22 protein-coding genes are annotated in these 22671 nt (G+C 70.0%); 11 read left to right on the top strand and 11 right to left on the bottom strand.

Annotated features, from left to right (window positions below; all coding sequences use genetic code 11):
- Nucleotides 1-8 precede the first annotated feature (8 nt).
- Nucleotides 9-1760, bottom strand: coding sequence for a biotin carboxylase N-terminal domain-containing protein (locus ACFYTT_RS07270; RefSeq protein WP_176092557.1), 1752 nt, complete (start codon nt 1758-1760; stop codon nt 9-11).
- Nucleotides 1761-1942: 182 nt separating this feature from the next.
- On the opposite strand from ACFYTT_RS07270, the gene ACFYTT_RS07265 reads away from it, so the two are divergent.
- Both ACFYTT_RS07265 and ACFYTT_RS07260 read left to right on the top strand, forming a co-directional pair.
- A complete protein-coding gene (locus tag ACFYTT_RS07265; protein ID WP_131053122.1) occupies nt 1943-2902 on the top strand; it encodes an ATP-binding cassette domain-containing protein in 960 nt (319 codons plus the stop codon).
- 20 nt (nt 2903-2922) lie between these two features.
- Entirely contained in the window at nt 2923-3678 is a 756-nt protein-coding gene (locus ACFYTT_RS07260) for an ABC transporter permease (protein WP_176092558.1), read from the top strand.
- A 179-nt stretch (nt 3679-3857) separates the two neighbouring features.
- Here the strand turns inward: ACFYTT_RS07260 and ACFYTT_RS07255 are convergent, their stop codons facing one another.
- From ACFYTT_RS07255 to mycP, 3 genes are read right to left on the bottom strand one after another with little or no spacing between them, the layout of a single operon-like run.
- Nucleotides 3858-4511 carry an O-methyltransferase gene (locus tag ACFYTT_RS07255; protein WP_176092559.1) on the bottom strand — a complete coding sequence of 218 codons (654 nt, stop codon included), beginning with the start codon at nt 4509-4511 and terminating at the stop codon, nt 3858-3860.
- A 9-nt stretch (nt 4512-4520) separates the two neighbouring features.
- A complete protein-coding gene (locus ACFYTT_RS07250; RefSeq protein ID WP_387258034.1) occupies nt 4521-5177 on the bottom strand; it encodes a Maf family protein in 657 nt (218 codons plus the stop codon).
- 37 nt (nt 5178-5214) lie between these two features.
- Nucleotides 5215-6339 (bottom strand): type VII secretion-associated serine protease mycosin, encoded by a 1125-nt coding sequence (gene mycP / locus ACFYTT_RS07245; protein ID WP_387258033.1) that lies wholly within the window; start codon nt 6337-6339, stop codon nt 5215-5217.
- A 1038-nt stretch (nt 6340-7377) separates the two neighbouring features.
- Between mycP and ACFYTT_RS07240 the strand changes: the two genes are divergently transcribed.
- Nucleotides 7378-7500, top strand: coding sequence for a hypothetical protein (locus ACFYTT_RS07240; protein WP_387258032.1), 123 nt, complete (start codon nt 7378-7380; stop codon nt 7498-7500).
- A 226-nt stretch (nt 7501-7726) separates the two neighbouring features.
- On the opposite strand, the gene ACFYTT_RS07235 is transcribed toward ACFYTT_RS07240, so the two are convergent.
- Nucleotides 7727-8188, bottom strand: a complete 462-nt coding sequence (locus ACFYTT_RS07235; RefSeq protein WP_387258031.1) for a hypothetical protein — start codon at nt 8186-8188, stop codon at nt 7727-7729.
- A gap of 101 nt (nt 8189-8289) precedes the next feature.
- Nucleotides 8290-8502, bottom strand: coding sequence for an acyl-CoA carboxylase subunit epsilon (locus tag ACFYTT_RS07230; protein WP_387258030.1), 213 nt, complete (start codon nt 8500-8502; stop codon nt 8290-8292).
- A 92-nt stretch (nt 8503-8594) separates the two neighbouring features.
- Between ACFYTT_RS07230 and ACFYTT_RS07225 the strand changes: the two genes are divergently transcribed.
- Both ACFYTT_RS07225 and ACFYTT_RS07220 read left to right on the top strand, forming a co-directional pair.
- On the top strand, nt 8595-10970 hold the full coding sequence (locus ACFYTT_RS07225; protein WP_387258029.1) for a protein kinase: 2376 nt from the start codon (nt 8595-8597) through the stop codon (nt 10968-10970).
- 145 nt (nt 10971-11115) lie between these two features.
- Nucleotides 11116-11295: a hypothetical protein gene (locus ACFYTT_RS07220; protein ID WP_131053114.1), complete on the top strand. Its 180-nt coding sequence runs from the start codon at nt 11116-11118 to the stop codon at nt 11293-11295.
- 80 nt (nt 11296-11375) lie between these two features.
- On the opposite strand, the gene ACFYTT_RS07215 is transcribed toward ACFYTT_RS07220, so the two are convergent.
- Both ACFYTT_RS07215 and ACFYTT_RS07210 read right to left on the bottom strand, forming a co-directional pair.
- Nucleotides 11376-12131 carry a GH25 family lysozyme gene (locus ACFYTT_RS07215; protein WP_387258028.1) on the bottom strand — a complete coding sequence of 252 codons (756 nt, stop codon included), beginning with the start codon at nt 12129-12131 and terminating at the stop codon, nt 11376-11378.
- Between the two features lie 97 nt (nt 12132-12228).
- Entirely contained in the window at nt 12229-12780 is a 552-nt protein-coding gene (locus tag ACFYTT_RS07210) for a Uma2 family endonuclease (protein ID WP_254876715.1), read from the bottom strand.
- A 131-nt stretch (nt 12781-12911) separates the two neighbouring features.
- Here ACFYTT_RS07210 and ACFYTT_RS07205 point away from each other — a divergent pair, with 131 nt between their 5' ends.
- Complete coding sequence (locus tag ACFYTT_RS07205) at nt 12912-13658, top strand: M50 family metallopeptidase (protein ID WP_176092562.1); 747 nt, start codon at nt 12912-12914, stop codon at nt 13656-13658.
- Nucleotides 13659-13746: 88 nt separating this feature from the next.
- Here the strand turns inward: ACFYTT_RS07205 and ACFYTT_RS07200 are convergent, their stop codons facing one another.
- The gene (locus ACFYTT_RS07200) at nt 13747-15330 is read right to left on the bottom strand and encodes an acyl-CoA carboxylase subunit beta (RefSeq protein ID WP_131053111.1); all 1584 of its coding nucleotides are present in this window, start codon (nt 15328-15330) and stop codon (nt 13747-13749) included.
- Between the two features lie 74 nt (nt 15331-15404).
- Between ACFYTT_RS07200 and ACFYTT_RS07195 the strand changes: the two genes are divergently transcribed.
- Complete coding sequence (locus tag ACFYTT_RS07195) at nt 15405-16280, top strand: biotin--[acetyl-CoA-carboxylase] ligase (RefSeq protein ID WP_176092563.1); 876 nt, start codon at nt 15405-15407, stop codon at nt 16278-16280.
- 117 nt (nt 16281-16397) lie between these two features.
- On the top strand, nt 16398-16958 hold the full coding sequence (locus ACFYTT_RS07190; protein ID WP_176092564.1) for a PH domain-containing protein: 561 nt from the start codon (nt 16398-16400) through the stop codon (nt 16956-16958).
- A gap of 80 nt (nt 16959-17038) precedes the next feature.
- Here the strand turns inward: ACFYTT_RS07190 and ACFYTT_RS07185 are convergent, their stop codons facing one another.
- Complete coding sequence (locus ACFYTT_RS07185; RefSeq protein ID WP_131053564.1) at nt 17039-17758, bottom strand: GtrA family protein; 720 nt, start codon at nt 17756-17758, stop codon at nt 17039-17041.
- Nucleotides 17759-17859: 101 nt separating this feature from the next.
- The gene (locus ACFYTT_RS07180; protein ID WP_131053576.1) at nt 17860-18387 is read right to left on the bottom strand and encodes a GtrA family protein; all 528 of its coding nucleotides are present in this window, start codon (nt 18385-18387) and stop codon (nt 17860-17862) included.
- Between the two features lie 426 nt (nt 18388-18813).
- Between ACFYTT_RS07180 and ACFYTT_RS07175 the strand changes: the two genes are divergently transcribed.
- The 3 genes from ACFYTT_RS07175 (at nt 18814) to ACFYTT_RS07165 (ending at nt 22650) form a co-directional block, all read left to right on the top strand.
- On the top strand, nt 18814-20664 hold the full coding sequence (locus ACFYTT_RS07175) for a phosphoenolpyruvate carboxykinase (GTP) (RefSeq protein WP_131053565.1): 1851 nt from the start codon (nt 18814-18816) through the stop codon (nt 20662-20664).
- A 31-nt stretch (nt 20665-20695) separates the two neighbouring features.
- Entirely contained in the window at nt 20696-21556 is an 861-nt protein-coding gene (locus tag ACFYTT_RS07170; RefSeq protein WP_176092565.1) for a hypothetical protein, read from the top strand.
- A 323-nt stretch (nt 21557-21879) separates the two neighbouring features.
- The gene (locus tag ACFYTT_RS07165) at nt 21880-22650 is read left to right on the top strand and encodes an isoprenyl transferase (RefSeq protein WP_176092566.1); all 771 of its coding nucleotides are present in this window, start codon (nt 21880-21882) and stop codon (nt 22648-22650) included.
- The last annotated feature ends 21 nt before the right edge of the window (nt 22651-22671 follow it).

Raw genomic sequence — 22671 nt, 5'->3', positions numbered from 1 at the left:
GGAACGCCTCAGGCGATGGTGCAGATGGCGGCGCCGGCGGTGATCACCGCGCCGACCTCGGCGGCCAGGCCGCCGACCGTACCCGCCTTGTGCGCGTGCAACGGCTGCTCCATCTTCATCGCCTCCAGCACCACGACCAGGTCGCCCTCGGCCACGGTGTCGCCGTCGGCGACCGCGATCTTGACGATCGTGCCCTGCATCGGCGAGGTGAGCGCGTCACCGCCCGCCGCCGCGCCGGCCGTGGCACCGCCACCCCGACGGGTGGGCTTCTTCGCGCTCGGTGCGGCACCCGCCGTACCCGCGCCCAGCCCGGCGGGGAGGCTGACCTCCAGCCGCTTGCCGCCCACCTCGACCACGACCGTCTCGCGCTCCGCCGGGGCGGCCGGGCCGTCGGCCACTGCGGTGAACGGCGCAACCGTGTTGTCGAACTCGGTCTCGATCCAGCGGGTGTGCACCGTGAACGGCTCGGCGGTGAACGCCGGGTCACGGACCACCAGGCGGTGGAACGGCAGCGCGGTGGCCATCCCCTCGATCACCATCTCGTCCAGCGCCCGCCGGGCCCGCTCCAGCGCCTCGGCGCGGGTCTCCCCGGTGATGACGACCTTGGCGAGCAGGCTGTCGAAGTTGCCGCCGATCACGTCGCCGGCCGAGATGCCGGTGTCCACCCGCACGCCGGGCCCGCTCGGCAGCCGCAGGGCGGTCACCGTGCCGGGAGCGGGCAGGAAGCCGCGACCCGGGTCCTCGCCGTTGATCCGGAACTCGATGGAGTGCCCGCGCGGCGTCGGGTCCTCGGTGAGCCGCAGCTTCTCCCCGTCGGCGATGCGGAACTGCTCGCGTACCAGGTCGATGCCGGCGGTCTCCTCGGTCACCGGGTGCTCCACCTGGAGCCGGGTGTTGACCTCCAGGAAGGAGATGGTGCCGTCGTTGCCGACCAGGTACTCCACCGTCCCGGCACCGTGGTAGCCGGCCTCCCGGCAGATGGCCTTCGCGCTCTCGTGGATCTGCGTGCGCTGCGCGGCGGTGAGGAACGGCGCCGGTGCCTCCTCGACCAACTTCTGGTGCCGGCGCTGCAACGAGCAGTCCCGGGTGCCGGCGACGATCACGTTGCCGTGCTGGTCGGCCAGGACCTGCGCCTCGACGTGGCGCGGCTGGTCGAGGTACCGCTCGACGAAGCACTCGCCCCGACCGAAGGCCGCGACCGCCTCGCGGGTGGCCGACTCGAAGAGCTGCGGGATCTCCTCCATGGTGCGGGCCACCTTCAGGCCACGCCCGCCGCCCCCGAAGGCGGCCTTGATCGCCACCGGCAGACCGTGGTCGACGGCGAAGGCCATCACCTCGTCCGGGCTGTCCACCGGGTCCGGGGTGCCGGGCACCAGGGGAGCACCGGCCCGCTGGGCGATGTGCCGGGCGGTGACCTTGTCACCGAGGTCGCGGATCGCCTGCGGGGTGGGACCGATCCAGGTCAGGCCCGCGTCGATGACCGCCTGGGCGAAGTCGGCGTTCTCGGAGAGGAAGCCGTAGCCGGGGTGCACCGCGTCGACGCCGGCCCGGGCAGCGACGTCGATCAGTTTGTCGATGCGGAGGTAGGTATTCGCAGCGGTGTCGCCCTCCAGGGCGTACGCTTCGTCGGCGAGCGTGGCGTGCAGGGCATCCCGGTCGGAGTCCGCGTACACCGCGACGCTGCCCAGGCCGGCGTCCTGGCACGCGCGGATGACCCGGACGGCGATCTCGCCCCGGTTGGCGATGAGTACCTTGCGCACCTTGGTGGCTCCTCCCGGCGGGTTTCTGACCGGGAGTTTATAGCTCACGGTGGTGCCCCGAACGATCGCTCAGTGTGGGATGACGCACTGTCTGGCCAGGTCGTCGGCGGCGTGGTGTCGTACCGATGTGGTGGAGTGCCGTGACGATATGGCCGGAGAGTGGCCATGAGCGGGGAGTGGAAATGATCGAGACCAGAGGGCTGCGGAAGTCGTTCCGCAGCCGGGCCGGTCGGGAGACGAAGACCGTCGAGGCGGTACGCGGCGTCGACCTGGACGTCCCGGCCGGTGAGATCTTCGGGTTCCTCGGCCCGAACGGCGCCGGCAAGACCACCACGTTGCGGATGCTGGCGACGCTGATCGAGCCGGACGGCGGGCAGGCCACCATCGCCGGTGCCGACCTGCTCAAGAACCCGGGTGAGGTACGCCGTCGGATCGGCTACGTGGCCCAGGGCGGCAGCACCTGGGACGAGTCGACCGCGCGTGAGGAACTCGTGCTCCAGGCCCGGATGTACGGCATCGGCAAGGCCGAGGCCCAACGTCGGGCGGTACGCGCGCTGGAGGCGTTCCAGCTCAGCGAGTTCGCCGACCGCAAGTGCAAGACGTACTCGGGCGGTCAGCGACGGCGGGTCGAGATCGCGCTCGGCATCATCCACGAGCCGAAGATCGTCTTCCTGGACGAGCCCACCACCGGCCTGGACCCGCAGAGCCGGGCGCACATGTGGGACGAGATCCGGCGGCTGCGGACCGACGGGATGACCGTCTTCATCACCACGCACTACCTGGACGAGGCCGACGCGCTCTGCGACCGCATTGCGATCATGGACCACGGCGAGGTGGTCGCCGAGGGTACGCCGACCGCCCTGAAACGGGAGATCTCCGGCGACGTCGTGCTGGTCGGCCTCGACATCGTGGCCACCGGCGAGGCGGAGAAGCTGCTCGACGGCGAGGAGTACGTGAACCGGCTGGAGAGCCTGGAGGACGGCGGCCTGCGCCTCTTCGTCGACGACGGCGCGACCGCCATCCCGCGGATCCTGCGCCGTGTCGACGGTGCCGGTCTCGACCTCAAGTCGATCGAGCTGCACCGCCCGAGCCTCGACGACGTCTTCCTCACCAAGACCGGCCGCTCGCTGCGCGAGTCCTGACCCGACCAGGAGAAAGTCCCATGAAGCTCGCCCGCGACACCTGGCTGATCTTCCAGCGGCAGTTCCACCTGCTGCTGCGCAACCCCGTGTGGGTCTTCGTCGGCGTCTTCCAGCCGGTGATGTATCTCCTCCTGTTCGCCCCGCTGCTCAAGCCCGCGCTGAACGCGCCGACCCAGGCCGAGGCGTACAAGATCTTCGTTCCCGGCCTGCTGGTGCTGCTGGCCATCTTCGGCGGCCTGTTCCAGGGCTTCGGCCTGATCGCCGAGCTGCGCGCCGGAGTGATCGAACGCTCCCGGGTCACCCCGGTCAGCCGGCTCGCCCTGCTGCTCGGCCGCTCGCTGCGCGACGTGGTGTCGCTGATGGTCCAGGCGGTCATCATCACCCTGCTGGCGCTCCTGTTCGACCTGCGGGTCTTCATCGGCGACCTGCTGCTGGCATACCTGATGCTCGCCCTGATCGCGCTGATGACGTCGGCGGTCAGCTACGGCGTCGCGCTCAAGGTCAAGAGCGAGGACGCGCTGGCTCCGCTGATGAACACGGTCGCCCAGCCGGTGCTGCTGCTCTCCGGCATTCTGCTCCCGCTCGCCTTCGCGCCCGGCTGGTTGCAGGGCGTCGCCAAGTGGAATCCGTTCTCCTGGGCGGTGGACGGCACCCGCGCGCTGTTCAACGGCGACATCGGCAACGACCGGGTCTGGCAGGGGCTGACCATCATCGCGATCCTCGCCGCCGCCGGCGTCTATTGGGCGGCCCGCCAGTTCGCCCGCAGCGTCCGGTGACGTGAAAGGAAGGGCACCTTATTAACGCCTGCGGTAGAGCGCGGGCACCCTGTTAACGCCCCGCTCACCCAGCGGCGGCACGACCGACACTCAGCGGCACGGCCGACGACCGTCGATCCGGACGCCGGCACCGGTCCGCGTACCCCAACCGGGGAGGCGACCGGTGCCGGCGTGAACGGTCAGTGCACGCGGGCGAGAGTCAGGCCGTCGGCGATCGGCAGCATCACCGCGTCGACCCGTACGTCGGCGAGGACGTCGTCGTTGAACGCCGCGATGGCCCGGTCCGCCTCGCTCTCCGGCGCCACCACCCGTCCGTGCCGCAGCACGTTGTCCACGGCGATCACGCCACCCGGCCGCATCCGGGGCACCAACTCGTCCCAGTAGAGCGGATAGCTGGTCTTGTCGGCGTCGATGAAGGCGAAGTCCAGATACCGCTCCTGCGGCAACTCCCGCAACGTCTCCCCGGCCGGGCCGATACGCAGCTCGACCCGGTCGTCGACACCGGCCCGCGCCCAGTACCGGCGCGCGATACCGGTGTACTCCTCGGAGATGTCGAAGCAGGTCAGGCGCCCGCCGTCGGTCAGGCCCCGGGCGATCGCCAACGAGGAGAGACCGGTGAACGTGCCCACCTCCACCGCGTTGCGGACACCGAGCAAGCGGGTCAGGAACGTCAGGAAGGCGGCCTGCTCCGGCGCCACCTGCATGGAGGCGTGCTCCGGCAGGAGGGCGAGGGTCTCCTCGGCCAGGTCCCGGACGATCTCGTCCGGTGGCGCGCCGTGCGCGACGAGGTACGCGTGCAACTCGTCGGTGAGCGGAATCGACTTCAGCGTCATGTTCGGACGCTAACCGAGCGGCTCGACGATCTGGTTACCGGGCGCCACTTTCGTCCACAAATCGGTAATCCGCAGGTCCAGCTCGTCGAGCAGCCGCCGCAGCAACGGCATGGACAACCCGACGACCGTGCCCGGATCACCCTCGATCCGCTCCACGAACGCCCCGCCCAACCCGTCGATCGTGAACGCGCCGGCCACCGCCAGCGGCTCGCCGGTGGCCACGTAGGTGGCGATCTCCCAGTCACTGATGTCGGCGAAGTGCACCACCGTGGAGGCCACGGCCTCGGCCCGACGCCCACTGACGATGTCGATGAGACAGTGGCCACTGTGCAGCACTCCGCTGCGCCCCCGCATCCGCTCCCACCGTCGGGTAGCGTCCGCCGCGTCGTCGGGCTTGCCGAAGATCTCACCGTCGAACGCGAGCACCGAGTCGCAGCCGAGCACCAATGTCCGTTGACCGTCGCCGGGCGCCAGCCGGGTCAGCACCGCCTCCGTCTTGAGTCGGGCCAACTCCAGGCAGAGATCCTCCGCCCGATCGGTCACCACCACACTCTCGTCGACACCACTGACCAGCACGTCCGGCTCGATGCCGGCGGCCTGCAGAGTCTTACGGCGGGCAGGGCTCGCCGAAGCGAGCACGAGGCGGAGCGGAAGCACATCAGACACGCGCACGACGGTACCGCCAACCGTCCGCCCAGACCCCTCAGCGGCTGATGCGTGGCGGCGGGTCGTCCGACCGTCGCCGCCGCCGGACCCACCACACCCCACCGGCACCGGCCGCCAGCAGCACCGCCAGAGTCACCAGACCTCGCACGGCCGCACCGTCCTGATCGGCCTCAGGACCCACGGCGCGCGTCGTGCCCGGCCCGGGAGTGGCCGACCCGCTCGGCCCAAAACCCCTCGGCGGTACGTCTGCCGTGAGCGCCGCCACCAGATCGATCACGCCGTAGCCGTACTGGTCGTCGCGCCCAGGAGGCCCCTTGTCGATCGCGGTCGCCGTCAACCGGTGCGCCACCTCGTCCGCCGGCAGATACGGATACTTGGCCCGAATCAACGCCGCCGCCCCGGCAACGATCGCCGTAGCTCCCGAGGTGCCTGTTCCTACCCGGTATCCACCGTCAAAGTTGGTGCTGTGGATCTCGACCGCTGGCGCGACGACATCGATCTCGCCCCCGGACACCGAGATCGCAGATCGCTTGCCGTCTTGGTCGATTCCGCCCACGGCGACTACATCTGGATAGGCCGCTGGAAAGCCTACGGCCTCGTCTTCTGGAAGGTTCCCCGCAGCGGCCACTATTAAAACGTCTGCCTGCTGTGCTAACTGAACTGCCTTTTGAAGTCGAATATCCGGAGCTCCGGTGGAGGAGATGCTAATGACGTCGGCGCCGTTGTTGACCGCATAAGCGATCGCGCGAGCCAGATCGTGAGCTGTGCCCTCCTGTCCGGCCGACTTGAAGCGGACCGGAAGGATCTCGGCTTCAGGTGCGATTCCGAGTGTGCCGCGACCTGAGGATTGGCCATGTGAAGCAATTAGGCCTGCCATGGCCGTTCCGTGGCCATCTACATCCTGCCAACCGTCACCGTTGCTATCCGCCACGATGTCCGCACCGGGAAGCAGGTTCTTGCGCAGATCGGGGTGCGGTGCAACGCCAGTGTCTAATACAGCGACTACTACTCCTTTTCCTTGGCTGGTCGCATGTGCCTTCTTTGCGCCAAGGTAGGCAAGATGGCCCTGCAGCTTGCGGATCTGAACGGTGTCCGGCTCTGAAGGAAGGGCTAGCGCGTGGCTGGGTGTCGGTGCGGTGAATGCGATCAATAGCAGAGCCATGCGCATAACTCGATGGTCTAAGTTCACCGACTTAGGCCGATGGCTGGCCCTGGGTCGATTGGTCCGTCGTCGTCGGGTGGCCTTACAACGGGGCTAACGCCCTGATCAGTTTCCCAAGGATTCTCTGGGTCCCAGTGGCGGGGGTGCTTAGGATCGCGACCGGGTTGACTGGGGTATTCGGGCGACCCGCGAAACCCGCGCGCGATCGAGACTCCCGAGTGTGGGGAGCCGCCATAGGGTGGAAACGCATGGCCGGCACCTAGTCCTCTTCCCGCACCGGGGCGAGAGCCGGCTCCGCCGGTTGGGCCCGAGCCAGCTGCGCCGCCCCCAATCACGCCGCCAATTGGGTTCACTCCGCGCGAATGGTTGGTTCCTGCGGCGGGTTGGCCAACGCCTAAAACTGGTGGCCCTCCGATAATTCCACCTGGCGGCATTGGGCGTGGTGTAACGCTTGGTGCGCCTGTTTTCGGCCGTTGTGCTTGGCCAGGCTGCACCTGCCTTGACTCTGAGGCGAGAGGTCGCGTGACAGAGGACGTCGATGGAATGGACGGTGCGTCCCTGCCAGGGGAGGATGCTGGCGCCGTGGACGGTGGTGTTGGGTTTGCCGGAGTAGGGGGCGGATTAGCGTTGCCTAGCACCGGACCCAGGTTAGCGGCTGTGGGTGTCGTCGCCGACTGCGACAGTCGGGGCAGTTGAGTGTCGCCTGATGTGACTTTGACGTTTGCTGACATTGGGACAATGGGCGGAATGGCGGGTAAGGGAGTGCCGCCGCTTGCATCGAACTCGGATTCTGGCTGATCCTTGGCAGGTTGCCTTCGTATTGCTGGCGGGGGTTGGCGGAGGGTTACTTGGGCCTGTTGGAGGTCGCTGCTCAGGCCGTACATGATGCCGCGCGCCCTGACGTTCAACTGCTCCAGATCGGCGTCGGTAACCGGTGGTTGGCTGTTCCGGCTGCCGGCGACGGCTTTCGGGTCGGCGGCTGTCTGTTCCCATCCGCGCTTCTGTCGGAGCTTGTCCGCGTACTCGTCGTGGATCTTCTTGAGTTCGTTGCGGGTGCTGGTGATGGCCTGGGTGGCGGCGGTGAGCGCGCTCTGGTTGGCGCTGGCGGCGTCGTGGGTGCGCTGCACCTGCGCGATCAGGTCGTCCAGCTCGGCGAGGTAGGCGCGGGCGGCCTCGTTGGTGTCGGGCGGCCAGGCCCGGGCGAGACGCTGGCGGTACGTCCGGAGGCGGTGCAGGTGTTGGTCGGCCAGCTCGGAGATCTTGCGCCAGCCGGCGACGTGCCGCCAGTGGTTGTCGGGATCGTGGTCCTGGAGGCAGGCCCACATGTCGGCGACGCTCATCAGGTACCAGTCGGTGAGGCCGCCGCTGCGGCCGACTCCCGGGTCCCTCACGGCAGCACCACCGACCCGTCGTTGTCGGGGCCGGTCGGATTGGTCAGCGACGGTGAGGGTGTGGGCTGGGCGGGTACGTCTCCCGGCTGCCCGAGCGCCTGCTGGACGTCGGCGACGCGGGCTGCGGAGAAGGCGTCGGTGTCGGCGTACCGGTCGGCCACCTGTCTGGCGGCGTGCGCCAGGTGGCCGGTGGTGTGGCCGAGGCCCCAGACGGCGTTCGTCGTGGCCTGCTGTGTCTCCCAGTGGGCCCGCATGAACTGCACCAGCTCGATGAAGGCGTCCGCCGGATTCGGCACCCGGGTCAGCATGTCGTCCGCGATGCGCGGCAGGTGGGGCGTGTAGTTGCCGTCCACCTCGGCGCGAAGCATGTCGGCGAATTCCCGCATCTGGCGGAGGTCCGCCTCGACGCCACGGTGGCCGCCTGACCAGGACGCCTGTCGATCATCCTCAGGGATCATCGGCCCTCCAAACTGTAACGGCCCGGTTCCCCTCTGTGAGGCTAATCCTTGGACGCCTCCCCGGCAGCCCCGGTCGCCGTCGACAGCCTCGCCGATCCGCCTCAGCGGGGCAGACCGGAGGCGCGCCAGGCGCCGGTTCCCGGGAGCAGTGTGGCACCGGCCGGTCGGCCGCTGCGGGCCCAGACCGAGACCGGGGTGGTGGCGGCGACGGGGGCCGGCCGGGAGCGGACGACGATCGCGCCCACCAGCGCGGCCAGTTCCTCGGCGGTCGGCACGCCGCGGACGACCCGGAACAGCGGCTCCTCGACAGACATGCACCCCAGCGTACGCGCTGTGAGCTCGACCTCCGGCACACAGTGGCGTGCCGACGGTGTGAGCGTCGGGGGTGGCGGGTACCGTCTCAGCGATGTCTGAGCCTTCCCCCCAACTCGTCGCCGACCGGTACCGGCTCCTCTCGCCGCTCGGTCAGGGCGGCATGGGCCGGGTATGGAAGGCGCGCGACGAGGTGCTGCACCGTGACGTCGCCATCAAGGAGTTGGTCCCGCCGCCGGGCCTGACCAACGAGGAGCGCCGCGAGATGCGCGAACGCTCGCTGCGGGAGGCGCGCGCCATCGCCCGCCTGAACAACATCAACGTGGTACGCATCTTCGACGTGCTCCGCACCGACGGTGACCCGTGGATCGTGATGGAGTACGTCGCGTCCCGTTCGTTGCAGGACACCCTCGCCGAGGACGGGCCGGTGCCGGCGGCCCAGGCGGTGCAGATCGGGCTGGGCGTGCTCAACGCCCTGAAGGCGGCGCACAAGGCCGGCATCATGCACCGCGACGTCAAGCCCGGCAACGTGCTGCTCGGCACCGACGGTCGGGTGGTGCTGACCGACTTCGGCCTGGCCACGATCCCCGGCGACCCGAACGTCACGCGCACCGGCATGGTGCTCGGCTCCCCGGCGTACATCTCGCCCGAGCGTGCCCGGGACGGCACCACCGGCCCGGAGGCGGACCTCTGGTCGCTGGGTGCCACGCTCTACGCCGCCGTGGAGGGCAAGTCACCGTTCGCCCGACCGTCGGCGATCAGCACCCTGGCCGCGCTCGCCACCGAACCGGTGCCGCCGGCCCGTAACGCCGGTCCGCTCAAGCAGGTGCTCGCCGGGCTGCTGCGCAAGGACCCCGAGGAGCGGATCACCGCCGAGTCGGCCGAGCGGATGCTGCGCCGGGCCAGCGGTAAGCGGAGTCGGGGCATCTCGCTGCTCGACGGCGTACGCCGGCCGGGGCCGAACGGGCCGCGTGAGCCGCGTCAGCCGATGGTGCCCGCGCCCCGCCCGTCGGGGGAGCAGCCCACCGCGCCGGTGACTCCGCCCGTGCCCCGTACGCCCTCGGCCGTGGGTCCGCTCGCGGCGGGTGCCGCCGCAGCCGGCGCGACCACCTCCGGTCCGTCTGGCTCCGGTGCGACGGCCGGAAAGCCGCCGGTCTCCGACGCCGCGCCGACGGCGAAGGTCGCGGCTCCCACAGGCGCGGACGCCGATCCGACCACGAAGGTGGACGCCGATCTGACCGCGAAGGTCGACGCCGGTCAGGACGCGGACCCGACGACGAAGGTGGACGCGGCGTCGACCGCTGCCGGTGCCGCCGGTGCGGGGCTGACGTCAGGTGCGGACGCGGCATCGTCCGCGACGGATTCCGGGGCCGACTCCGGCGGGTCGACCACGGAGACCGCGACCGGCCGCGCCGACGCCCCGGCGGCCCAGGACGGCGGGGACACCGCCCCGGCCGGTACGCCGACGACGCCGGACGGATCCGACGCGACCGTGCGGGCTGCCGCGACCAGCGGAGCAGCCGCTGCCTCGGCCGACGTCACCAAGGTCGACGGTCCCGCTGTGGAGGCGAAGGCACAGGCCGACGCGAGCGCGACGACCGACCGGCCCGGCTCGGGCGAGCCGACCCGTCGGGTCGGCCCACCGGCTCCCACGGCGGCCGCCACCCCCGTCGCGCCCGCCTCGACCTCGTTGATGCCGTCGGCACCGGTGAGCCCGGCGGCACCGGCTCGGGGTTCCGTCTTCAAGACCGGCCAACTCCGTTCCGAGCGCACCCGCCGTGCCGTGCTGGTCGGCGCACTGGTCGCGCTGCTGCTCGTCGGCCTGGTGGTGGCGGTTCCGCTGCTCACCAGCGGTGACGGCGACGGCGGCGACACCCCGCAGGACACGGCCGGCACGTCCGAGTCGTCCGCACCGCCGACCTCGGAGCCGGCCGCGCCACCACCGACCTCCGCCGCACCGCCCAGCGCCTCCCCGTCGGCGTCCCCGTCACCCACCCCGTCCGAGAGCGCCGCCGGTGGCCTGCCCGAGGGCTGGACGTTGCGGAACGACCCGGTGGGCTTCAAGGTGCCGGTGCCGGAGGGCTGGCGGCGCAGTTCCGGCTCCACCTGGGTCAAGTACCGCGACCCGAACGGCGTCAGCGAGCTGACCATCGACCGCACCTCGTCGCCGCAGCGGGACGCGGCGGCCACCTGGCGGCAGCTCGAACCGGGTCGGAAGAACGTCCGTGGCGTGCAGAACTACCGGTTCATCGACATCTCGACGATCGACTGCAAGTGGCGGACCTGCGCCGACTGGGACTGGAACCAGACCCGCAACGGGGTCGAGCTGCGGGTACGCAACCGGGGCTTCGTCACCGCCAGCAACCGGGGCTTCGCCCTGCGCTGGGAGGTGCCGAACAGCGAGTGGGACGCGCAGTTGCCGAACTTCGAGACGGCGTTCCGCGAGTTCGTGCCGGACCGTCAGGACTGAGGTCCGCCGACAGCAGGGCGGTCGAGACGAGGCATGACCGTCCGTCGTTCGGGGTACCTGATCTCGAAGGACGGAAGGGAGGCCCGAGATGGGTTACCGACCAAGGGATGCCCGAACCCGACTGACACTGTGGACGAGCGCAGTGGTGGGTGTCGGCGTACTACTGTTCGTCACCTTCGGAGTCGCACTGCTGGCCACGTTGCTGAGCGTCGTGACGCTCGCCGGGGCCGCGTACGTGGGGTGGGCCGTCACCCGTCGGGGCACGGTGGCCCGGCACGGCGGTGTCGGCGTACCCGTGGCACTGGCCGCGCGACGGCGGGCCTGAACCGGCGGTGGTCGCGCCACGGCGGCGGGCCGACGTCCCGAATCCACTCGGTGGACGTCGACCCGCCGTCGTGACGTGTGTCAGGCGGTGTTGTTGGCCAGGGCGATCAGCCGGTTCCGGTCGCCGTTCCAGTAGTTGCGGTCGACCGCGCCACTGATGCCGGCGACGCTGCCCGAGTCGGTGTACTGCCAGAAGCTCCAGACCGCTGCGCCGGCCGGCAGCGCGCCGACCGAGGAGGACCAGCGGGCGACCCAGACCGGGTGGTTGGTCCATGGGCCGGTCCAACTGCCGGTGCACTGGTTCCAGAAGCTTGTGGTGGTGTAGATGACCGCGTAGCGACCGGTACGCGAGCGGTAGGTGTTCAGGAAGTCCTGCACCCAGTTGCGCATCCCGGTGGTGCTCAGGCCGTAGCAGTAGCCGCCGCTGTACGGGTTCGCCTCCAGGTCCAGCGCGGCGGGGAGCGTACGGCTGTCGGCCGACCACGCACCGCCGTTGGAGGCCAGGTAGTTCGCCTGCACGGCGCCGGAGGAGATGTTCGGCCGGGCGAAGTGGTACGCGCCCCGGATCACCCCGGCGTTGTACGCGTTGACGTAGTTCGTGTTGAAGTTCGGGTCCTTGTAGCTCGTACCCTCGGTGGCCTTGATGAAGGCGAACTGGATGCCCGCGTTGCGCACGCTCGTCCAGTTGATGGTGCCCTGGTAGCGCGAGACGTCGATGCCGGGCACGGTGGCCGCCGCGGCGGGGGTCGCGGTGGCGACGAGCCCGGCAGCAGCGGTCGCGAGTACGGTGAGCGCGGCGGCGGTCAGCCGGCGCAGCGTTGGTCTGGTCCGACCCATGGCGTCCTCCTGAGACGACTGTCGATAGACAGACATCTTTGAAGGTGAATGCCTGCCAAGGCAAGAGATACTAAGAAAACTTTCAATGCGGAACGAGTCAACGCAGGGTGGCCGGGTCGACCTGCCACTGGAAGGGTTCGGTGAGAGCGAGCGTTTCGCCCGCCTTGGCCACCCGCTCCTCGACGTAATGGCCGCCGTCGAGCCGGTGCAACCGCAGCGAATGCGTCTCGCCGTCCTGCTCGACCAACAGATACCACGGGATGCGCGCGATCGCGTAGAGCTGCATCTTGAGCACGCGGTCCGCAGCGGCGTTGCCGGGCGAGACGAGCTCGCACACGAGCGTCACCTCGGCCGCCTCGATCACCGTGCCCTCGTCGTCGGTGTCCGCCACGACGATGTCCGGGATCGCGATCCGGTCCGGTCCGAGACGAAGGTTGACCGCCTCGAAGACCGTCAGTCCCGTCGGCTCGACCGCCGTGTCGATGCTGTTCGCCAACCGGCGCGACACGAGTTGGTGTCGCTTGCTCGGGGCAGGGCTCACGATCAGGCTCCCGTCGAGCAGCTCGATCCGGTCGTGGGTGTCGCCCATGGCGAAGTACTCGACCTCTGTCCAGAGGCCGACATGGGGTTCCAGAGGGGCCGCGCTCACCGCCGTTCACCTCCTGGTCCGATCGCCACCCGGTCAGTCTCACACGATACGGGCGGGTGCCCCGGCACCGACGCCGAAGGAGACGGCCCGCCCTGGGACCTTCGTGCCCTGCGGGCGTAGGCTGCCGCCCCATGGTGTCGATCGAGGGCATGACCGCGTTCTGGGACCGTCTGCTCGGCGCGCAGCCCGACCCGCTCCCGCTGCTGGTGCTGCTGACCGGCCTGGTCGCGCTGGTGGTGGTCTCCACCCGGATGCCGTGGCGGATCGCCCGCAACGCGATCACCATCGCGCACGAGGGCGGGCACGCGTTGGCGGCCGTACTCACCGGACGCAAGCTGCACGGCATCCGGCTGCACTCGGACACCTCGGGCCTCACGCTCTCGGCCGGGCGTCCCACCGGACCGGGCATGGTGCTCACCCTGCTCGCCGGCTATCTGGCCCCGCCGCTGGTCGGTCTGGGCGGGGCGTGGTTGCTCGCCGGAAACCGGATCACGCTGCTGCTCTGGCTCGCGGTGGTCCTGCTGCTGGCGATGCTGATCATGATCCGCAACGTGTACGGGGCACTGACACTGGTCGTCACGGGTGGCGCCGTGCTTGCGATCTCCTGGTACGCCAGCCCGCAGGTGCAGGCCGCCTTCGCCTGGACCGGCGTGTGGTTCCTGCTGCTCGGCGGCGTACGCCCGGTGGTGGAGTTGCAGCGGCTGCGCACCCGGCGCGGGATGCCGGCCTCCGACGCCGACCAGTTGGCGGGCATCACGCCGCTGCCGCCGTTCTTCTGGGTGCTGCTCTTCGGCATCGTCAACGTCGTCGTGCTGGTGGTGGGCGGCCGGATGCTGGCCGGGCCGCTGCTGACCGACGCCGGCATCGCCTTCTGGTGAGCTACGCCGGTGTGCGGCGCAGTTGTTAGGAGGGGTCCCCTGCTATACGCCAGGCGTTAGCAGGGGACCCCTCCTTGCACGCGACCCCCTACAGCGGGATGTTGCCGTGCTTCTTGGGCGGGAGCGTCTCGCGCTTGGTGCGCAGCACCCGCAGGGCACGGACGATCTGGAGCCGCGTCTCGTGCGGCGGGATGACCGCGTCCACGTACCCGCGTTCGGCCGCGACGTACGGGTTGGCCAGGGTGTCCTCGTACTCGGCGATCTTCTCGGCCCGGACCGCGGCCGGGTCCTCGGCGGCGGCCAGTTCCTGGCGGTAGAGGATGTTCACCGCGCCCTGGGCGCCCATCACCGCGATCTGCGCGGTCGGCCAGGCGAAGTTGAGGTCCGCGCCCAGGTGCTTGGAACCCATCACGTCGTACGCGCCGCCGTACGCCTTGCGGGTGATCACGGTGACCTTCGGCACGGTGGCCTCGGCGTACGCGTAGATGAGCTTGGCGCCCCGGCGGATGATGCCGTCCCATTCCTGACCGGTGCCGGGCAGGAACCCGGGTACGTCCACGAAGGTCAGCACCGGGATGTTGAAGGCGTCGCAGGTACGCACGAACCGGGCCGCCTTCTCGCTGGCCGCGATGTCCAGCGTGCCGGCGAAGTGCATCGGCTGGTTGGCGACCACGCCCACCGGACGCCCCTCGACCCGCCCGAAGCCGACCACGATGTTCTGCGCGTAGAGCGGCTGGACCTCCAGGAACTCCCCGTCGTCGAGGACGTGTTCGAGCACCCGGTGCATGTCGTACGGCTGGTTGGCCGAGTCGGGGACGAGGGTGTCCAGCTCCCGGTCGGCGTCGGTGACGGTCAGCTCCGCCGGGGCGTCGAAGACCGGCGGCTCGTCCAGGTTGTTGGCGGGCAGGTGGGACAGCAGCGCCTTGACGTAGTCGACCGCGTCGGACTCGTCGGAGGCGAGGTAGTGGGCGTTGCCGCTGCGGGTGTTGTGGGTGCGCGCCCCGCCGAGGTCCTCCATGCCCACGTCCTCGCCGGTGACCGTCTTGATCACGTCCGGGCCGGTGATGAACATGTGCGAGGTCTGGTCGACCATGACGGTGAAGTCGGTGACCGCCGGGGAGTAGACCGCCCCACCGGCGCACGGGCCCATGATGAGCGAGATCTGCGGGATGACGCCGCTGGCGCGTACGTTGCGGAAGAAGATCTCGCCGTAGAGGCCGAGCGACACCACCCCCTCCTGGATGCGGGCGCCGCCGGAGTCGTTGATGCCGACGACCGGGCAGCCGATCTTCATGGCCAGGTCCATCACCTTGACGATCTTCTGCCCGAAGACCTCGCCGAGGGAGCCGCCGAAGACCGTGAAGTCCTGGGCGAAGACACAGATCTGCCGGCCGTCGACGGTGCCGTAGCCGGTGATCACGCCGTCGCCGTACGGGCGGGAGCGGTCCAGGCCGAAGTTGGTGGACCGGTGCCGGGCGAACTCGTCCAGCTCGACGAAGGAGCCCTCGTCGAGCAGCATCTCGATCCGCTCCCGGGCGGTCTTCTTGCCTCGCGCGTGCTGTTTCTCGACCGCGCGGGCCGACCCGGCGTTCACTGCCTCGTCGACCCGTCGTGCCAGGTCCGCCAGCTTGCCCGCGGTGCTGTGGATGTTGGTCCCGGTCTCGGTAGTCACCCTGGGAATATAACGATGGTTCAGGTCGCCGCCGCTGTGCAGTTCGCCTCACCCGTGGCCCGTAGGCTGGCCGGATGCCGGATTCGCCGTACACCGACCTCGATCGTCCGCCGCTGTCGGCGACCCGGTTGCGCCGGGCGCTGGTGGCGCCGTACGGCCCGTGGACGCGTCTGGATCTGAGGGCCGAGACCGGTTCCACGAACGCCGACGTCGTCGAGGCGGCCCGGACGGGGGAGCCGGAGGGCCTCGTCGTGGTCGCCGAGCGGCAGAGCGCCGGGCGGGGGCGGCGGGGGCGGGCCTGGCAGTCACCGCCGCGCGCGGGCATCGCGACCAGCGTGCTGCTGCGGCCCGGCCAGGCCGTGCCGGACCGTGCCTGGTCGCCGGCACCACCGTCCGGGTACGGCTGGCTGCCGCTGTTGGCCGGTGTCGCGCTGGTCGAGGCGGTGACTCTGTTGGCGGAACTGGACGCCACCCTCAAGTGGCCCAACGACCTGCTGCTCGGGGACGCCAAGTGCGCCGGGATCCTCGCCGAGGCGGTGCCCGGACCGGGTCCGGAGGATCCGCCCGCGATCGTGCTCGGTGTCGGGTTGAACGTCACGCTGCGCGCCGACGAGCTACCGGAACATCCGACCGGACTGCCGGCCACCTCCCTGCAACTGGCCGGTGCGGTGGCCACCGACCGGGACCCCCTGCTGCGGGCACTGCTCCGGGCGGTCGCCGACTGGTACGCCCGCTGGCGTGCCGCCGGAGGGGACGCGGCCGCCTGCGGCCTGCGGGACGCGTACCTGGCGGTGTGCGGGACCGTGGGCCGCGAGGTGCGGGCCTTCCTGCCCGACGGCACGGAGCTCACCGGCACCGCCACCGGGGTCGACCTCGACGGTCGGCTTCTGGTCACCACCGCCGCCGGGGAACGCTCCCTGGCCGCCGCCGACGTCCTCCACCTGCGCTGACCCCGGCCGGGCCGAATCGTCGGCGGGGTACGCCGCCGAGGTCGGCCGCGTGGCGGATGTGAGGGGGTGGCACTGGGGGGTTACGGTCTGCGCGTCCGTTCCTGCGAGGAGGTTTCCGTGGCGTTCCCCGAGGACGTGCTCACCGAAGACGAGCATGTCGTGCTGCACCTGCATCCGCACTGGAAGACCATGGTCCGTCCGGTCGTGGTGCTGGTGTTCGCCATCGCCGCGGTGGCGGTCGGTGTGCTGTTCCTGCCCGCCGGTGGGGGCGGCTCGATCACGCTCGCCGTGATCGGCGGCCTGGCGTTGCTGGCCGTACTGGTGCTGACCGTCTGGCCGTGGATCGGTTGGCGCACCACGCACTTCCTGTTCACCAACGAGCGGGTGGTGCTCCAGCACGGCGTCTTCTCCCGCGAGCGGCGGGACATCCCGCTCAGCCGGGTCAACGACCACTCCATGAACCAGCAGTTCGTCGGCCGGCTGCTCGGCTACGGCACGCTCACCATCGAGTCGGCCGGCGAACGCGGCCAGTCCGTGCTTCCCGACGTGCCGAAGGTGGACCGGGTGCAGACGAAGCTCTACGAGCTGGTCGAGGCCTTCCACGACAAGCACTCGCTCGGCGACGGCGAACTGCGCGAGATCCTCGCCGAACGGGACACCAAGGGTGGCGGCCTCTGAGGCTGCCCCACCCGGTCCACGACCGGACGGCATGGGAAACGCCCGTCGGCGAGTGCCGGCGGGCGTTTTCGTCGTCCGGGTCAGCGGCGCCGGAACCGGCGCGGCGCGGGAGCCGGCTGGAGTTGGGCGGCCAACTCCTCCTCCAGTTCCTTGTCCAGCCCCGCCAACTCGGCCTGCGGGGCCGTCGGCGTCGGCCGGGGCTGCACCGCCAGCGGCGGCGGCACTGGTGGCGGAGTGGCTGGTGGCTCCTCCTCCTCCAGCTCCGTCATGGCCTCGGCGAGTTCGGCGACCGGGTCCATCCCGGCCATCGTGTCCCACTCGTCGCGGGGCAGCCCGGCCCAGGTGGTCTGGGTGGGCTCGACCGCCGGTGCGGGCTGGAAGACGAACGTGCGGTACGACCAGAAGCGGAAGAGTGTCGCCAGCAGCACACCAACCGTCTTGGCGACGTTCAGGGCCAGCAGGCCGGTGACGCCCAGCCCGTATTTGGCGGCTGCCAGCACGCCCAGCTCGATCAGCAGACCCACGCCGTTGAAGAGGAAGAACAGGGCGTATTCGCGCTGCATGGCCGACTTGGGCCGATCGCGATACGTCCAGTGTCGATTCATCAGATATGACGTGATCGTCGCCACCACGGTGGCCACGACCGTCGCCTTCAACTGCCCATCGACGAAGACGGTGAGTGCGAGCGCGTTGAACACGGCGTAGTTGATGACCGTGTTGACGCCGCCGACCAGGCCGAACTTGAGAGCCTCGTGGATGAACTTCTGCCAGCGCTCAGGCAGCAGACGGACGAGAGGCATGGGCAACACCTTAGGGCAGTGGGCGGGGTACGGCTGGCTTCGGACGGGACCGGCTGACTGTGACGGGACCAGGTGGCTCTGACGGGACCGGAGGCGGCAGGTCACGCGTCCCGGTCCGGGTCCGCTTCCGCACCGGTCGGGGTTCCCGCTTCGACGAAGACGAACCGTCGGTACGACCAGAAACGGAACAGCGTCCCGAGCCCGGTGCCGACGACGAAGCTGGCGATGTTGTCGGCCAGGCGGGTCTGGAAGATCTCCGGCCAGATGCTGCCCAGCCCGTACCTGCTGATGGCCAGGCACCCCACCGCGATGCCCAGGCCCACCGCGTTGAAGAAGAAGAACAGCGCGTACTCGCGGGCCGGGTTGGAGCGCTTGCGGTGCCGCCAGGTCCAGAACCGGTTGCCCAGGAAGGCGAAGGTCGCCGCGATCACCGTGGCGATGGTCTTGGCGGTGACCTGCTCGACGTTCTGCGGCCCGATCAGGTAGTTGAACAGGGCGAAGTCGATGACGAAGGCGATGCCGCCCACGGTCGCGAACTTGCTCATCTCCCGCACGAGGTGACCGAACCGGTCGACCAGGGAGTGGACCAGACCCGTGCGGGTCTGCGGGGAGCCTGGCTCCCCGGTCATTGTGGCGGCCACGAAGCGAGCGTACCGGTTGCCGGGGTCGCGATCGGGTAGCAACGGCCACCGGGGCCCGCCGGGGCGGTGGTACGGACAGGCACGAACGGAGCGTAACCGGGCGGCTGCGATTCGGTGTTGTTTCGCACTTCCGCTCACGAGGTCGAAAAGTGACCTGTGACTCTTTGGCGTAGCGCCGTTGACCTGAGGTCCGCCGCAGGATTTGCGTGAAACTGCGCGTGAAAGCGGGTAAAGGCTCGTGATGCCGCAGCGTGGCCGCACCTTGTGCAGTTCTTCACAACCAGTACCACTGACTGGGGCTGTACATCGGTTTACGCTGAGCCCAATCCCATGTTTCCACGAAGGCGACGCATCGCGGCGCCGAGACTCGTGCACTCCATAGACCGGTCAGCGTCGACCACAAGGAGATGTGTCATGGTTGCTCCGGCCACCGTCAGGGGAATCGATCAGGCCCCGACGTCCCACCCCAAACTTCTCGCCTGGGTCCGTGAGGTCGCTGAACTGACCACCCCTGAGCAAATCGTCTGGGTGGACGGCTCCGATCAGGAATGGCGTCGCCTCACCGACGAACTCGTCGATGCCGGCACGCTCATCCGGTTGAACCCCGAGAAGAAACCAAACTCGTTCTACGCCCGTACGGACCCGACGGATGTCGCGCGGGTCGAGGAGCGCACCTTCATCTGCTCCGCGGACGAAGCGGATGCCGGGCCCACCAACAACTGGATGGCCCCCGCTGAGATGAAGCGGACCATGACCCCGCTCTACCGCGGTTCGATGCGCGGACGGACGATGTACGTCATCCCGTTCGTCATGGGCCCGGTCGAGGCCGAGAAGCCCATGTTCGGTGTCGAGATCACCGACAGCCCGTACGTGGTCGCGTCCATGCGGATCATGACCCGGATGGGCGCCAGGATCCTGGAGGCGATGGGCGACGACGCGGACTTCGTCCGCGCGCTGCACTCGATCGGCGCGCCGCTCGCGCCGGGTCAGCAGGACGTCGCCTGGCCGTGCAACGAGACCAAGTACATCTCGCACTTCCCGGAGAGCCGGGAGATCTGGTCGTACGGCTCCGGTTACGGCGGCAACTCGCTGCTCGGCAAGAAGTGCTACTCGCTGCGGATCGCCAGCGTGATGGGGCGGGACGAGGGCTGGCTCGCCGAGCACATGCTGATCCTCAAGATCACCTCGCCGGAGGGTCGGGTCTACCACATCGCGGGTGCGTTCCCGTCCGCCTGTGGCAAGACCAACCTGGCCATGCTGGAGCCGACCATCCCGGGCTGGAAGGTCGAGACGATCGGCGACGACATCGCCTGGATGCGCTTCGGTCCGGACGGCCGGCTCTACGCGGTCAACCCCGAGTACGGGTTGTTCGGCGTCGCGCCCGGCACGGACTGGAAGACCAACGCCAACGCGATGCGGACGCTGGAGCAGGGCAACTCCGTCTTCACCAACGTCGCCCTGACCGACGACGGCGACATCTGGTGGGAGGGCCTCGGCGAGCCGCCGGCGCACCTGATCGACTGGAAGGGCAACGACTGGACGCCGGAGAGCGAGAACCTCTCCTCACACGCGAACAGCCGGTTCTGCACGCCGATCACCCAGTGCCCGATCCTCGCCGACGACTACTTCGACCCGAACGGCGTCCCGATCGACGCCATCCTGTTCGGTGGCCGGCGGCGGGACACCGTCCCGCTGGTGACCGAGGCGCGGGACTGGGTGCACGGCGTCTACATGGGGGCCACGCTCTCCTCGGAGACCACCGCCGCCGCCTCCGGTGCGGTCGGCGTGGTGCGGCGTGACCCGATGGCCATGCTGCCGTTCATCGGCTACCACGCCGGTGACTACTTCCGGCACTGGATCGAGATGGGCAAGGGCACCGACGGCGACGAGTCGAAGCTGCCCCGCGTCTACTACGTCAACTGGTTCCGCAAGGACCCGGAGGGCAACTTCCTCTGGCCCGGCTTCGGCGAGAACTCCCGCGTGCTCAAGTGGGTCATCGAGCGGATCGAGGGTCGCGCCGAGGCCGTGGAGACGCCGATCGGCATGGTCCCGACGCCGGACGCGCTCGACGTCGACGGCCTGGACATGACGCCGGAGGACGTCCGGATCGCGCTGAAGGTCGACCCGGCGGAGTGGCGCGACGAGTTGCCGCTGGTCACCGAGTGGTTCGAGAAGTTCGGCGACAAGCTGCCCGGTGTCCTCTGGGCGGAGCTGGACGCTCTGCGCGCCCGACTCGACGCGGAGCAACCGCAGCGCGGGGTGTGATCGACGCCGGATCCGGGCATCATCGGATCTCATGAGGACGGCCGCCGAGACCGAGGTCCGGCGGCCGTCCGCCGTCCGGGCGCTGACCGCACTGCTCGCCGTGACCGCTGCGGCCACCGTCGTGGTCGAGGTGCTCAACTGGTGGTACGCGCCGGAGCAGGGCTTCGGCCTGGCGGTGCGTACCGGTTGGGCGATGCTGCGCTCGTTCGGCTTCCTGCTGCTGATCGGCCACGTGCGCCGGGGCCGGACGGTGGCCCGCCCGCTCGGCCTGATCCTGGCGATCACCACGGTCTTCGCGGTGGGCCGGCTGATCGTGCCCCGGCAGGGCGTGCCGTCCCTGCCGGGCCTGCTCGGCTTCGCCCTGCTCACCGCGCTCTGCGCGACCGTGGTCTGGCTGCTGTACCGGTCCCCGGCGATCGCCGGGCACCTGGTGCGACACCGGTCCCGGCTGGTGATCGACCGGTCCGGCATCTCCTGGCGGGAGACACCGCCGCGCCGGCCGGAGACGAACGCCTGGCTGCTGACCAGCCGGGTCGCCGCGTTCACCTACAGCCCGCTGATGCTGGTGCCCGCCCTGGTCGCCACCGCCGGGATCGTCGACGGTCGACTGATCGCCGTGCCGGCGGTGCTGTTCTGGCTGGGCGCCGGCATCGCGACCAGCTACCTGGTGCTGTTCTGCACGGCCTTCCTGCTGCGGGGCAAACGCTGGGCGGGCACCCTGCTCGTGGTGGTCAGCGTCGCCGTACTCGCGGTCGACCTGCCGCTGTGCTGGTGGCTGCTCGGCGTCGACGGTCTGGTCCGGGACGGCGCCCCACTGGTCGCCGCCGCCGTCCTCGCCGTCTACGGCGTGCGCCGGGCCGCCCGAGTCCCCACCCCGGCGTCCCCGGCCTGATCCCGCCGCGCGTCCGCACCCGACCACCTCCGCGCCCGGCGTGTCGGCGGGCCGGATGGGGGGTGTTGCTCGGGCCCTTTGCTCTGCTTCACCCGACGCAACAGAATTCATGCGTCTTCGGTGCGTGCGGTGAAGCAGAGCAAAGGGCGCTCCGGGGGTGACCGGCAACCCATGTGACAGCCCGTGGGAGAGGCGCGGCGACGGCGTGGTAGCGGCGTCGGCGCAGGTGGTGGGCGGGGTGCGGGGGCGGTGCGGAAGGGCCACGGCGTGGTGTCGGCCACCGGCACCCGGATCCGGGTGGGGGCTCGCTACCCTGCAAGGTGATGACTCTGCGGAAAATTCTCTACTCCGTCTACGAGCGGCGGTTGACCGCCAAGCTCGCGGGCCGCCCCGTGCCCCAGCACGTGGGTGTGATGTGCGACGGCAACCGCAGGTGGGCCCGGGAGATGGGGCTCGTCGACCCCAACGACGGGCACCGGATGGGCGCCGAGCGCATCAAGGAGCTGCTGCGGTGGTGCGACGCCGCCGGCGTCGGGCACGTGACGCTCTGGCTGCTCTCCACCGACAACCTGTCGCGGCCGGCGGAGCAGCTCGACCCGCTGCTCCAGATCATCGAGGACCTGACGACCGAGCTGGCCGAGCAGGGCAACCCGTGGCGGCTGCGGATGGTCGGGGCACTGGACGTGCTCCCCGCGCAGCATGCCGCCGCGCTCAAGGCAGCCGAGGAGCGCACCCGGGAGCGCAGCGGCGGCGCCCAGGTCAACATCGCGGTCGGGTACGGCGGCCGGCGGGAGATCATCGACGCGGTGCGCTCACTGCTGCTGGAGCAGGCGGCCAACGGCGGCACGCTGGAGGACCTGGCCGGCTCGCTGGACGTCGACGACATCTCCGAGCACCTCTACACCCGGGGGCTGCCGGACCCGGATCTGATCATCCGGACCAGCGGCGAGCAGCGCATGTCGGGCTTCATGCTCTGGCAGTCGGCGCACTCGGAGTTCTATTTCTGCGAACTCAACTGGCCGGACTTCCGTCGCGTCGACTTCCTCCGCGCCCTGCGCTCGTACGCCACCCGCCAGCGCCGCTACGGCGTCTGACCGCCGCATCGACCTGAGGCG

The organism is Micromonospora sp. NPDC003816, assembly GCF_042874705.1.
Taxonomy (GTDB): domain Bacteria; phylum Actinomycetota; class Actinomycetes; order Mycobacteriales; family Micromonosporaceae; genus Micromonospora.
Note: the sequence above shows the minus strand (reverse complement) of the source record. Positions and strands in the feature narration are given on the sequence as shown.